Source organism: Collinsella sp. LCP19S3_B7 (assembly GCF_052121795.1).
GTDB lineage: Bacteria > Actinomycetota > Coriobacteriia > Coriobacteriales > Coriobacteriaceae > Collinsella.
In genome coordinates, this window is record NZ_JBQKDO010000016.1 from 1 (window position 1) to 12,882 (window position 12,882).

At 59.4% G+C, this 12,882-nt stretch carries 11 protein-coding genes and 1 pseudogene; 3 read left to right on the forward strand and 9 right to left on the reverse strand.

The window, feature by feature from the left end; translation table 11 throughout:
• Positions 1 to 124: 124 nt before the first annotated feature.
• Positions 125 to 652: pseudogene (locus tag ACTQW0_RS07130) on the forward strand (IS3 family transposase); the annotation flags it as partial.
• Between the two features lie 116 nt (positions 653 to 768).
• Here the strand turns inward: ACTQW0_RS07130 and ACTQW0_RS07135 are convergent.
• Together ACTQW0_RS07135 and ACTQW0_RS07140 are read right to left on the reverse strand one after the other, a co-directional pair.
• Positions 769 to 1,821 (reverse strand): branched-chain amino acid aminotransferase, encoded by a 1,053-nt coding sequence (locus tag ACTQW0_RS07135; protein ID WP_427728837.1) that lies wholly within the window; start codon positions 1,819 to 1,821, stop codon positions 769 to 771.
• Positions 1,822 to 2,110: 289 nt separating this feature from the next.
• A complete protein-coding gene (locus ACTQW0_RS07140) occupies positions 2,111 to 2,758 on the reverse strand; it encodes a DedA family protein (RefSeq protein ID WP_441540792.1) in 648 nt (215 codons plus the stop codon).
• Positions 2,759 to 2,981: 223 nt separating this feature from the next.
• Between ACTQW0_RS07140 and cysE the strand changes: the two genes are divergently transcribed.
• Positions 2,982 to 3,686 carry a serine O-acetyltransferase gene (gene cysE, locus ACTQW0_RS07145; RefSeq protein ID WP_441567541.1) on the forward strand — a complete coding sequence of 235 codons (705 nt, stop codon included), beginning with the start codon at positions 2,982 to 2,984 and terminating at the stop codon, positions 3,684 to 3,686.
• A gap of 108 nt (positions 3,687 to 3,794) precedes the next feature.
• Here the strand turns inward: cysE and ACTQW0_RS07150 are convergent, their stop codons facing one another.
• From ACTQW0_RS07150 to ACTQW0_RS07165, 4 genes are all read right to left on the reverse strand, one after another.
• On the reverse strand, positions 3,795 to 5,810 hold the full coding sequence (locus ACTQW0_RS07150) for an ABC transporter ATP-binding protein (RefSeq protein WP_441567543.1): 2,016 nt from the start codon (positions 5,808 to 5,810) through the stop codon (positions 3,795 to 3,797).
• A 1-nt stretch (position 5,811) separates the two neighbouring features.
• A complete protein-coding gene (locus ACTQW0_RS07155; RefSeq protein ID WP_441567545.1) occupies positions 5,812 to 7,536 on the reverse strand; it encodes an ABC transporter ATP-binding protein in 1,725 nt (574 codons plus the stop codon).
• Complete coding sequence (locus ACTQW0_RS07160) at positions 7,536 to 8,024, reverse strand: MarR family winged helix-turn-helix transcriptional regulator (RefSeq protein WP_441054518.1); 489 nt, start codon at positions 8,022 to 8,024, stop codon at positions 7,536 to 7,538. Before ACTQW0_RS07160 ends, ACTQW0_RS07155 begins: the two co-directional genes overlap by 1 nt.
• A gap of 181 nt (positions 8,025 to 8,205) precedes the next feature.
• Positions 8,206 to 8,496, reverse strand: coding sequence for a CDP-alcohol phosphatidyltransferase (locus ACTQW0_RS07165; RefSeq protein WP_154517819.1), 291 nt, complete (start codon positions 8,494 to 8,496; stop codon positions 8,206 to 8,208).
• A 293-nt stretch (positions 8,497 to 8,789) separates the two neighbouring features.
• Here ACTQW0_RS07165 and ACTQW0_RS07170 point away from each other — a divergent pair, with 293 nt between their 5' ends.
• Positions 8,790 to 9,311, forward strand: coding sequence for a nitroreductase family protein (locus ACTQW0_RS07170; RefSeq protein WP_441567547.1), 522 nt, complete (start codon positions 8,790 to 8,792; stop codon positions 9,309 to 9,311).
• 237 nt (positions 9,312 to 9,548) lie between these two features.
• On the opposite strand, the gene ACTQW0_RS07175 is transcribed toward ACTQW0_RS07170, so the two are convergent.
• The 3 genes from ACTQW0_RS07175 to ACTQW0_RS07185 form a co-directional block, all read right to left on the reverse strand.
• A complete protein-coding gene (locus ACTQW0_RS07175; RefSeq protein WP_441041390.1) occupies positions 9,549 to 10,124 on the reverse strand; it encodes a hypothetical protein in 576 nt (191 codons plus the stop codon).
• Positions 10,125 to 10,207: 83 nt separating this feature from the next.
• Entirely contained in the window at positions 10,208 to 11,425 is a 1,218-nt protein-coding gene (locus ACTQW0_RS07180) for a helix-turn-helix domain-containing protein (RefSeq protein ID WP_441567549.1), read from the reverse strand.
• Between the two features lie 266 nt (positions 11,426 to 11,691).
• On the reverse strand, positions 11,692 to 12,726 hold the full coding sequence (locus tag ACTQW0_RS07185) for a YeiH family protein (RefSeq protein ID WP_427719780.1): 1,035 nt from the start codon (positions 12,724 to 12,726) through the stop codon (positions 11,692 to 11,694).
• Positions 12,727 to 12,882: the final 156 nt, after the last annotated feature.

Sequence of the window (12,882 nt, forward strand, 5' to 3'; positions counted from 1 at the left end):
CAAGCCGTGACCGGAATCGGTGAAAATACGTTAGCGCAACCGGTGAAACCGCCTTTGCGCGAACGGCGCGCCTGTTTAGCGAAACTGGTGAAAAATAGATTGACGCTAACACAAGGTCGGAAAGACCTTCGAAAACGTCATCGGCAGGGACTTCGAAGCCGACGGGCCCTGGCAGAAGATGGGCACCGACGTCACCGAGTTCAAGCAGCCCTGGGGCAAGGCCTACTTCGCGCCGGTCTACGACTTCGGCAGCAAGGAGATCGTCGCCTGGTCCACGTCGCTGCACCCCAACATGGCTCAGCAGCACGAGCTGCTCGACCAGCTCGTGTCCAAGAAGCCCAAGGGCTCCAGGCCGGTCCTGCACTCGGACATGGGCTGGCAGTACCAGCAGGCCGGTTGGTGCAGGCGGTTGGAGGAGGCCGGCGTGGTGCAGAGCATGTCCCGGAAGGGCAACTGCATCGACAACGGCGCGACGGAGCAGGTGTTCGGCCACATCAAGGACGAGTTCTTCCGCGGAAGGACGTGGCCGGACTTCGAGTCCTTCAAGGCGGACCTCGACGACTTCGTGGTCCATTGGAACACGAGGAGGCGCCAGGTTAAACTGAAGGGACTGACCCCGGAGGAGTTCCGGAGACAGTCCCTTGCGGCGTAGTTCTTATTTAAGCCGTCCAAGTTTTGGGGTGCAGTTCAGTGCGCAGCGGGGGTTCTTTCATGCCCGAGGACGCGCCGGAAAGGAAGGTCGCCCTCGGGCCGAACATACAAGACAGCTTACGCGACGGTGTAAACCCAGTTGTGTTTATCCTCAACAGCACCAGACTGAATACCAGTCAGGGTCTCGCGAAGTTTCTTCATAACAGGGCCGATCTCGGTACAGCCAGCCGGGAAGGTCACGGTCTCGTCGGCACCATAAACCTTGTTGTCAATCTCGCCGACCGGGGAGATAACAGCAGCGGTGCCGCACAGACCGCACTCGACAAAGGTGCCGGCCTTGACCTCGGCCCACTCGACGGGACGCTGATCAACGGTCATGCCCAGGTCCTGAGCGACCTGAACGAGCGAGCGACGGGTGATGGAGGGCAGGATCGAGTCGGTGTGCGACTGAGGAACAACGAGGGTGCCGTCCTCTTTCACGAACAGGACGTTGGCGCCACCGGTCTCCTCGACATAGGTGCGAGACTCGGAGTCAAGATACAGGTTCTCGGCATAGCCCTCGCGATGGGCCTCCATCGTGGGCTTAAGGGACATGGCGTAGTTCAGGCCGGCCTTGATGTTGCCGGTGCCATGCGGGGCTGCACGGTCATACTCGGAAACGCGCAGCTTAACGGGCTTAAGGCCGCCCTTAAAGTACGGACCGACCGGAGTCACGAGAATGCGAAACGTGTACTCAGGAGCAGGAGCCACGCCAATCACGTCACCAGAGCCAATCATAAACGGACGCACGTACAGGGTCGCACCGGAGCCGAAAGGCGGAACCCAGGCAGCATTGGCAGAAACGACCTGCTTGACGGCCTCAACGAACTTGTCCTTGGGGAACGGCGGCATCTCGAGGCGCTGGGCAGAGTTATACATGCGCTCAGCGTTCATGTCGGGACGGAAGCAGACGATGCTGCCATCCTCGGCGGTGTAGGCCTTCAGGCCCTCAAAGACCTCCTGGCAGTAATGGAAGATGCCGCCGCACTCGGAGACATGCATGGTGTGGTCGGTGGTCAGGCCGCCCTCGTCCCACTCGCCATCCTTCCAATGAGCCTCGTAGCTGTAATCGGTCTTCATGTAGCCAAAGCCGAGGCTACCCCAATCGATATCCTTCTTCTCGACAGTCATATGTCGCTCCTTACATACACAGTTGCATACTCGCGAACCCGCACGCAAGGACCGAGGCCGACCGTGTCGCAACGTCGCACGCCCGGAGCGTAGAGCCGGACGGGGCACGCGGGCAACATCGAAGCCGATGGCACGTCGATTCGCATGGACGAGATTGTACTCCCCGCGCGCGTCGGATAAAACGTTTTTCTTTAACTAACTAAAGTATTTTCATTTGACCGAAACTAAAGAGGCCCTCCACCGTAAACGGTGACGGGCCTCAACGACGCGATTTGTGCGCCAGCTCGAACTACGCGTTCTGTTTGCCCAGCTTGGCCTTAACCAGGCCGACTACAGTCGGGATGATCGACACGGCTACGATGCCAATGATCAGCAACTCAAAGTGCTCCTGCACAAAGGGGATGCCGCCAAAGAAGTAGCCCAGCAGTGTAAAGACTGTCGACCAGGTAATGCCGCCCAGCACGTTGTAGATGACAAAGTTGCGCCAGTGCATACCGCCCATGCCGGCAATGAAGGGCACAAAGGTGCGGATAAACGGGAAGAAGCGGCCGAGGAAGATGGCCAGGTGACCCCACTTGTCCAAGAAGTCCTCGGACTTTTTGATACGCTCGGGCGTCATGGCCTTGACCTTGCCCGAAGCGATGATCTTTTTGCCAAAGAAGTGACCGATCATAAAGTTGCACTGGTCGCCCAGGATGGCAGCAGCCCATGCTACGGCCAGCAGGGCCACGATGTTAAAGCCACCGTTATGGGCAAAGAAGCCCGAAGCAAACAGCAGTGAATCGCCGGGAAGGAACGGGAAGAACACCACGCCTGTCTCAATGAAGATAATGAGGAACACGCAGCCGTAGGCCATAAGCGGGCCGGCGGCGATCCAGCTGGCAATCGCGGTGCGCGGGTCTTTGAGTAGCTCGGCGATAAAATTGATGAAACCCATGAAGTAAAACCTCTCAGTTGTGGGCGCGGATACGTCCAAGTTGACCAGTATACGGTTGCGGTGCCCCCTCGTGCGCAACCCCACAAAAGCATGACTCCATTACCAGCAAGTTTGCATAACTGACACCTGTCATGCAAAGCCGCCAAGATTATTCTTCCTAATCCCTAGCGAATCGCTATACTTTATTGAATCGCATTGCCATGGCGCTAAGGGAGGGCGGCCGGTGAGCTTTATCAATACCATTCGCGAGGACATCAAGACCGTCCAGATGCAGGACCCCGCCGCGCAAAACGGTTTGGTCATCTTCCTTTCCTATCCTGGCCTGCACGCCAAGTGGAACCACGTGCCCGAGCACTGGCTGTGGGAGCACGGTCATCGCTCGCTCGCCCGTGTGCTCTCGCAAATCACCCGCCACATCACCGGGGTCGAGATTCATCCCGCTGCACAGATCGGCAAGCATTTCTTTATCGACCACGCCATGGGCGTCGTCATCGGCGAAACCACCATCGTGGGCGAAAACTGCGTGCTCTACCAGGGCGTCACGCTTGGCGGCACCGGCAACGAAACCGGCAAGCGCCACCCCACCCTGGGCAACAACGTCACCGTGGGCACGGGCGCCAAGGTGCTCGGCAACATTCGCATCGGCAACAACGTCAAAATCGGCGGCAACTCGGTTGTCGTCAAGGACGTGCCCGACAACTGCACCGTCGTGGGCGTACCGGGACGCATCATCAAGCGCAACGGCTGCCGCGTGTTCGAGGAGAGCTTCGACGCCAAGCAGCACCGCGAGTACATGCCTGACGATGCCGCCGAGCAGTCCGCCCTCAACCGTCAGGGCATCACCGAGAACGCCCGCCGCGTCAAAGAACTCGAGCAAGAGGTAGCCGAGCTCAAAGCCCTCGTTGCCAAACTTGTGGACGAACGCTAGACGCGGACGGCCAATGACAACATTCATGCCAGCGCAAAGGCGCGCCAGGGAATCTATCCCCGGCGCGCCTTATTTCCGATGCGACAAGGGGGCCGTCCCCATGTCGCATTATGCGAACTGGCTCAGATAGAGGTCGGCGTAGGCGCCCTCGGCAGCCAGCAACTCCTTATGCGTGCCCTGCTCGATAATGTTGCCGTGATCCATGACCAAGATCAGGTCGGCGTCCACGATCGTCGACAGGCGATGCGCGATCACAAAACTCGTGCGCCCGCGCATAAGCGCATCCATAGCACGGCCGATGGCGAGCTCGGTACGCGTGTCCACGCTCGACGTCGCCTCGTCCAGGATGAGAATCGCCGGGTTGTTGAGCAGCACGCGTGCGATGGTCAGCAGCTGGCGCTGCCCCTGGCTAATGCTCTCGGCATCGTTGGCCACCCGCGTGTCATAACCCTGCGGCATGGTGCGCACAAAGAAGTCGACCTGCGCGGCGCGCGCAGCCGCCACGATCTCGTCGCGCGTCGCCTCGGGACAGCCGTAGGCGATGTTTTCGGCAATCGTGCCGTCAAACAGCCAGGCGTCCTGCAGCACCATGCCAAACTGCTGGCGCAGCTCGCCGCGGTCCATATAGCTCGTGTCCACGCCGTCGAGCGTAATGCGGCCGCCATCGATCTCGTAAAAACGCATGAGTAGGTTGATGAGTGTCGTCTTGCCTGCGCCCGTGGTTCCCACCACGGCGATCTTCTGGCCCGGCTCGGCGGTAAACGACACGTCACGCATAAGCGGCTTGTCGGGCGAATAACCAAAACGCACGTGCTCAAAGGAGACGCGGCCCTCAATGCGACCCGGCAGCCTGGCGGCCTCCCCCGGCAGCGGATCGGCTTCCATCTCGGGCTCATCGAGCAGGTCGAACACGCGCTCCGCACTCGCCAGCGCGCTCTGCAGCGAGTTGAAAGTGAACGACAGCTGCGTCATGGGTTCGGACGCCTCGTAGATAAACTGGAAGAACGCCTGGAACACGCCGACGGTCATGTGGCCGGCGACCAGCATGCTGCAGCCCACCAGCGCGATCACGATCTGCGCCAAACGGCCGATAAAGCGAACCGCAGGGCCGACGGCATTGATCATAAAGTCGGCCTTGGTACTCACGCGCGCTAGCTCCCTCGAGGCCTCGTGCACCTCGGCAGAGCTCTGATGCTCGCGGTTAAATGCGCGAATCACCAAACGGCCTGAATAGCCTTCCTCGACCGCGCTCGTGATTTTGGACACCCACTCCTGACGCTCGCCCGTCACATCATGCGTACGGCGCGAAACCACCTTAGTTACCAGCAGCGATACCGCCGTAAAGCCCAAAAAGACCAACGTGAGCTTGACGCTATAGACGAACATCATGATGATGGCACCCGTCACGGTACCGATCGATACCAGCAGCTGCAGCAATCCGCGCTGCATACTCTCGGACATCTTGTCCAAGTCATTGGTCGCACGGCTGACCACTTCACCGGGGCGATGCGCGTCAAAGTAGGCGAGCGGCAGGCGGCTGAGCTTCTGCGCGATGCGGTTGCGCAGACGCAGGTTGAGTCGCTCGGCGACGCTCGACATCAAAAAACTCTGCAGCGCATAGAACGATCCGGCGGCTGTCCAGATCAAAAAGTAGACAAAGATGGTCTTACCGCACTGGTCCCAGGTGATGCTAAAGGTCGTTCCGCTGGCAAACGCCACCTGTATATGGCCCCACAGCTCGTCGATAACATGAGCGCTATATGCCGGCGCGGCGGTGTTAAAGATGACGTAGAACACAATGCTCGCGAATACAATATAGAAGCGCCAATGGTCGCCGGCGGCCTCGCTCCACAAGCGGCGCACCGTCGCCCAGGTATCCCGGGGCGTCTCGTCCTCTTCTTCGTCGTCCACGTCGCGCATACGCTCTGCCTCGGCACGGGCGCGCTCGTCCTCGGCACGCTCGTTTTCCTCGTACAGCGCCTGGCGACGAGCCTCGCGCTCGGCCGCGGCCCTGGCGGCGGCATCCAGCTCGGTCGACGCGACAGACTGCTCGACCGCTTCCTCGGCCGCGTCCACAACGACGGCATCGATAGCGTCGCTGCGCTTCTTGAGCTCCTCGGTCATGCTACTCACCTCCCTTCATCTGCGATTCCGCGATGGCGCGGTACACCTCGCAGGTTTCCATAAGTTCCTCGTGCGCGCCCAGGCCCACGACCTCGCCATCCTTGAGCACGACAATCTGGTCGGCATGCAAAATCGTCGAGATGCGCTGCGCGATGATGAGCACCGCGGCGTCGCGCGTCTCGTCCTGCAGCGCATGGCGCAAGGCCGCATCGGTTTTAAAGTCCAGGGCCGAAAAGCTGTCATCGAAGATATACAGATCGGCATGCTTCATGAGCGCACGGGCGATTGCCAGACGCTGGCGCTGGCCGCCCGAAAAGTTCGTACCGCCCTGGGCAACCGGAGTATCGAGCCCCTGCGGCTGATCGAGCACAAAGGTGCTCTGGGCAACCTGCAGCGCATGAAGCATGTCCGCCTCGGTCGCGTCCTCGTTGCCAAAGCGCAGATTGCTTGCCACGGTGCCCGAGAACAGCCACGCCTTCTGCGGCACATAGGCGATGCGCCCGCGAATCTCATCTTGCGAAAGCTCGCGCAGATCGATGCCGTCCAGGCGAATGGCGCCCTTGGTGGCATCGTGGAAGCGCAGCAGAAGCTTTGCCACCGTCGACTTGCCCGAGCCCGTCGAGCCCACAATCGCGGTCGTCTGACCGCGACGACAGGCAAAGCTCAGGTCGCACAGGGTGTCCTCGTCGGCGTCGTCAAAGCGAAACGACATGTGGTCGAACACGGCAACAGCATCCGCATCGTCCTCGGAGGCAGGCGTCCCGTCACCCAGCGTACGCTCGCCGTCCACGATGCTCGGCTCAATCTCCAACACCTGATGCGCACGGTTCAGGCACGCGGCAGCACGCGGAAGCGTCAGCACCACCATCTGGGCCATCATCACAAAGAACAGGATCAGAATTGCATACTCCAGCACCGCCGAGATACTCGCAATCTGCATGGCGTGGGCGCCCACCCGGTTACCGCCCACCCACAGCACCGCCACCTCGGCGATGTTCATCAAAAAGAAGCTGGAGCTGTCAAGGCCCACAAACAGGTGGTTGACCTTGATGGCGTTGGTCGCGTAATCGCTGAACACCTCGTCCAGGCGCTGTTCCTCACGACGCTCCTTGTTAAACGCACGGATGACGCGCACGCCCACGATGTTCTCGCGCAGCACCACGTTCATGCGGTCGATAAAGCCCTGTAGGCGCATAAAAATCGGTGCCGCATTGGCAACCGTAAAGACCGCCGCAACCAGCACGATCGCAACCACGACGCCCAGAAGCACGCCCATAGCCGGATCGATAAACCAGGCGAAGATGATGCCCGCCACAGCCAAGAACGGCACGGGCAGCACCAGCTGAATCGTCTGAAGGACAGCCTGTTGAATCACGTTGATGTCGTTGAGTGAGCGCGTGATCATCGATCCGGTGCCAAAGCGCTCAAAATCGCTGGCAGACAGCTCGAGTGATTTGTCGTAGACGGCATTGCGGATGTCGCAGGCCACGTTAGCCGCCAGGCGCGCCGAAAGATAGCAGCCCAGCACCGTGCCGCCGCTAGCCATGCTCGTCGCGATAAACATGTATAGGCCGTTGCATAAGATGTAGTCGACATCGCCCGTGGTAATACCGGTGTTGACCATGTTCGCCAGCATCGTGGGAACCAACAGCGTACCGACGTTATCCACCAGCAGCGCCAGCAGCGTCACTGCGACAAGCCCTCGATAGGGCTTCAAAAACCTCATTAACAGTCGCACGACTCACCCTCACCTTGATTCTCGGCAGCGATATGCTGCTTAAAGACATCGCACTCATCGCCGAGCGCATGGGAAAATTTTTCGATTAGGCGCATGATTTCGCGCTGTTCCCAGGGCTCGAGCACTTCGAAAGCCTGTTGCTCGGCTTCTTGCGCCGGCAGCGCATATTGCTCGGCAAACCGCATGCCCGCTTCGGTCAAACGCACAACCTTGTTCTTACGGCTGCCTTCGGCAAACTCCAACGTTGCGAAGCCCCGCGCCGTCAAGGTTTTAATTGCCGAGTTGATGGTCTGCTTGCTGTAGAACCATTCGCTTGTCAGACGGCTTACGGCAATACTGCCGCCTGCCGTGCTGGTATCGACGAGCATCCAGTAAGCGCAGTCCGAAAGGCCGCAGGCGCGCGAGAACTCCGAATAGATATGGTCGAGTCCATTGAGCAACCGGTCGAAGTCGACCGGCGTAACCGCGCTATTCATCTATCCCACCATTCGATTGTCCGATTTTTGACCAATTTCGTGTCTCTAGATTAGTCCGAGTTTTGACTATCGTCAACAGGCTCTCCGCAAATGCCTACACTTTTATGGCCTACCGGCAGAAAAAGACCGCCGGCGCGGGGGCGGCGCCAGCGGTCACGTGAAAATCGGGTTTCATTGCCTGTTAAGCGGCGACGGCCTCGTAGACCGTAGCGCCCGAGAAGCTATCGTGCAGGCTTTTGCCGCAGATCCAAGGCAGCTCGACGACCTCGCAGAGCGTGTTGACCAGCTCGGAGCAGTCAGTAAAGTGGCCCTTATCGTTGAGGGCCTCGCAATCCTGAACACGCCAATAGCCATCGGTGTGCGTGATGTAGTACTCGTGATCGTCAATCGTCACAAAAGCGCGTGTCTTGGAACGCAGCAGCTTCAGAAATCCTTCGAAATCGGTCTCGACGACATCTCCAGCCTGGAACATGATAGTTACCTCCTGGCCCGGCGCCACCACGGCGCGTTGATAAACGTTGGTACTTCTTTAGTAAAACCTTTATCAGAGGTTATGCGTTCGTCATTTAGGCAAGTGGTAAAAACCGCAGGGCAGACGGGATAAAACGTTTAACCATCCCATTGGCTTGTCACATTTTGAAGGTACTTTTATGCAAACCTACTTTCCCAATTGGAATCTATCCTGTTGCCGGGCACTTGCCCGTCTATCGTTTGAGCCCGACGGGTATGAACGGGGCATCTGCAACGCCACCGCAAGGAGACACCATGGAGACTATCGAAGCACTCATTCACCGCCGCAGCTGCCGCAAATACAGCGATCGTCCCGTCGAGGCCAAAAAGCTTGCACGTATTATCGAAGCCGGCCAATATGCACCGAGCGGCATGGGCCGCCAGCCGGTGACGTTTGTCGCCGTCACCGACCCCGCGACCATCGAGCGTCTCTCACAGCTCAACGCCCAGGTCATGAGCAGCAACAGCGACCCCTTCTATGGCGCCAAGACCGTTGTGGTGGTGCTGGTTGACCGCAGCGTGCCCACACATCTGGAAGACGGCTCGCTCGCCATGGGCAACTTGCTCAACGCCGCCTATGCACTGGGTGTCGATTCGTGCTGGATTCATCGCGCGCATGAGGTCTTTGACTCGCCCGAGGGCCTGGAGCTGCTGGCCAGCTGGGGCCTGCCCGCCGACGGCAGCCTACGCGGTGTCGGTAACTGCATTCTGGGCTATGCCGAGGACACGCTACCCGAGGCAAAGCCGCGCCGCGACAACGTGGTGTACGTTAGGTAATTAGTTCCGCCGTTCTACCGAACGGAGGACCACTTGACGCTACGCGCGCCGCATTCACGCCAATTTGACGTTCAATTTCGAGGACGCGAAGAAGGTCAGCGCCCTCTCATTTCACGTCACCTTGGCGCAAATGCGGCCCGCTCGCTGTTGGCGACTGACATCGAATGAGCTGCTGCTGGCATTCGACACATGGGCAGCTAAAAGGCCCCGTCCCAAATTTGCTACCCCACTAGCAACTTATCTTGCCGATGGATTTGTCGTCGTTTCATTCGTTCGAGTCGCTTCGGCGCCATCGCCCTGCTCGCCTTCATCCTTTTGAGCATCGGCAATGGTGGCAGCGGCTGCGACCATGCCGCGCTGGGGCGCGACGCCCGTCTGGGTCTGAACGCCCTCGACAACTTCTGTGCCTGCATGCGCGAGCTCGGGCGACTTAAACATTGCGTCCAGATTGGCCCCGCCGCCGGCGTAACCGAGCGCCGCGAGCGCGATGACAATCACCGCGACAACGACCGCGATCGGAACATAGCGATGCCAGCCTGCGGGATTGAGGCCGCTACGGCGAGCAGCGCCACGGCTAATGTAGCCGAGCGTTCCATCGTGCTTGAGCTTTGACCCCACCACACGCTTACGGCCCCACAGCGATGATTCGGCCTGCATGGCCAAGCGAGCGCTTGCCGAAGGATAACCATATTTAGTGCGTTTGAACGAGCCGTCGAACCCCGAGGCGCTTTTGCCCCACGTCCGTGAAGTCGTGCGACGGTTGACCGGCGCCGCGGGCTTTCGAACCCGATTTGTTTTTGAAGTCTCCGCCATACTCCCCGCACGCCGTAACACAGTCGAAACAATACTGCTTTGGACTGTATCACACGCGCCGCGCGCGGTCACGGGCGCCTCGCTTAACGGTCGTCGTCCTTCAGCAGGCGCCACAGGGTCGTACGGCTTATGCCTAGTACTTCGGCAGCTCGGGTCCTGTTGCCGTGAAGGTGGCCTACGACCAGCCGTGCGATATCGCGCTCGGTATCGGCCAGTGGGCGCAAGATATACAGATCGCTATCGAGCGTCGGGGCACCAAAGGTCGCGGTCTTGATAACGTCCTCCTGGGCGAGCACCTCCTCCGCCACCGCCCGCTCGGCCGTACCCATCCTCACTAATATATAAAGTCGTTCCGAAACCTCACGAAGCTGTAGATAGTTACGAGGCCATCGATAGGCATCGAGTGTCTTTGCCGCCCCGGACGACAAGGCGGGTGTTGCCGTCTCAAACATATCTGCCAGATACTCCAGATAGCGCGCAACCTTTTCCGACGCGCCGCCCTGCTCGGCAATCGCCGGCGCTACACTCACTGCACAGGCCAGACGCTCGGTTACAAAAGCAGCCTGATCGCTTTCGCCGCCGCCTGGCATGTCGTTTGCCGTCAACACCACATGGCAACGAGTTGCGAGCGCCGTGTCGATCATTGCGGACACGAGCTCGCGCAGGCGTTGGGGGCCAACAGCATGCCAGCCGCCCATGCAAAGTGTCAGCCCCGTTTGGAATAGCGGCGATTCGGAACTTTTGAGCAGATGGCGCCAACCGCGATCCGTAAGCTCATCGAGCGCAACGGACACAAAGGGCTGGTCGGCATAGGGTCCATCCAGGTACAGGCGTTTTGCAATCTGATCCTGTCCCGCGCCCAGCTCGCCCTCGAGCATAAGGGGCACTCCGCGCGCATAGCTCTCCCGTACGGGGGCAGCGACCGCTGCCGCGTTTTCGACGATGCCGTACGCGCTCGATTCGTAGCGGGCCTCAACTTCGTCGGCGTTGAGCCACTCGATGCCCGCATGCGCCGCGGCGGCGCGCACCTCGCGGACCACGATGACCCAAAGGCCCCCGCCCTCTTTATCGGTGGGGCGAACGGTCAGGCTCAGGCGCGTACCCGCACGCCCCATAACCAGACGCGCGCCGTCTCCTATGCGGTCGAGGCGCTCAGCGACAAAAGCCGCCACATCCCGCTCAAGCGCCGCGTCATTCATGGTCGAGATCGCGACGTCCCCACGCGCATCGATTGCCAATGCCGAGGCCCCGGCAGCAGCTAGGGCATCGGTCAAGATGTTCAGCTTGGCATCGCTATCCATGATTTGCCCCTGTCCGCTGCGACGTACAACCGCCGACGGTCGCACGACCGAGTGTTTCAAAATTGAACGATATTGCTCACCAAACACTATAGGGCAGAAAGCGCCATCCTGCGAGTATAGGTGTTGCCCCGCATCGCCATCCTGGCGGGGCGATAAGAGCTCTTCGGGATCTATTAACCTGCGGACAAGCCATACCCGCAAGAGCTCCTATCGCTCCACCGCGAGGATGCGGCCACCGGCAACCAGCACGTAAATGGGCTACTTCTCTACCAGATTCCCAGCACGTGCTGCATTCCCAAACCCATGCACGCAATGCCAATCCAGCAGCAAAAGCCCAATGCGATGGGCTTGCCGCCTTTTTTGACCAGCTCGACGATATCGGTATTAAAGCCAATAGCCGCCATGGCCATTACGATAAAGAACTTCGACAGCTCCTTGATGGGCGCCGTAACGGACGCGGGAAGCTGAAACACTGTGGTGACCACACTCGCCAGCACAAAGAACAGCACAAACATGGGAAACGCGCGCTTAAGGGAGAACGTGCTTTTGGCGTCGCCGCCGGCCTTGCGCGCCAGATGCATCTGCCAGCATGCGAGGACCAACGTGATGGGAATAATGGCCAGCGTCCTGGTGAGCTTGACTACCGTAGCGCTCTCGAGCACATTGGCGCCAGGATGCATACTGTCCCAGGCGCTCGCCGCAGCCGTTACAGACGAGGTGTCGTTGATAGCGGTACCGGCAAACAGGCCAAAGCCCTCGTTGGTCAGCCCAAGCATGCCTCCAAGCGTTGGAAACACGAGCGCCGCGATAACGTTAAACAGGAAGATGACCGAAATAGCCTGGGCAATCTCGCGATCGTCGGCATCGATGACGGGCGCGGTCGCGGCGATGGCGGAACCGCCGCAAATCGACGAACCCACACCCACAAGCGTCGCGATCTTGCCCGGCACGTTCATAACGCGGCAGAGCACAAAGGCGATGACGAGCGAGGTCAAGATCGTAGCCACGATAATCGGCAACGACTGGGCGCCTTTGGACAGAATCTGCGAGAGGTTCATGCCAAAGCCAAGCAGGATAACCGCGTACTGCAAGACTTTTTTAGACGTATAGGTGACGCCGGCGGCGAGCTGTTCGCGACGATTCTTGGGAAAGACGAGCGCCAGAACCATGCCAAAGAGGATGGCAAATACCGGCCCACCGACCACCTCAATCTGTTTGCCGAGCAACGACGCAGGGATGGCGATGATCAGGCAGAACAAGACACCCTTCCAGCGCTCGCGTACGATATTTACCAGTTGCATATGGGATTCCTTCTTTCTATTTCACGTTTGCGACGGCTTATGATACGGCAACATTGAGCACAGCCATACGCAAAAACAGACTAAAATGCCGCAATAGTTCTCGGGCAACAACCGAATTACCCAGCGCGGAGAGCTGATTCGCGGCATAATTAACAA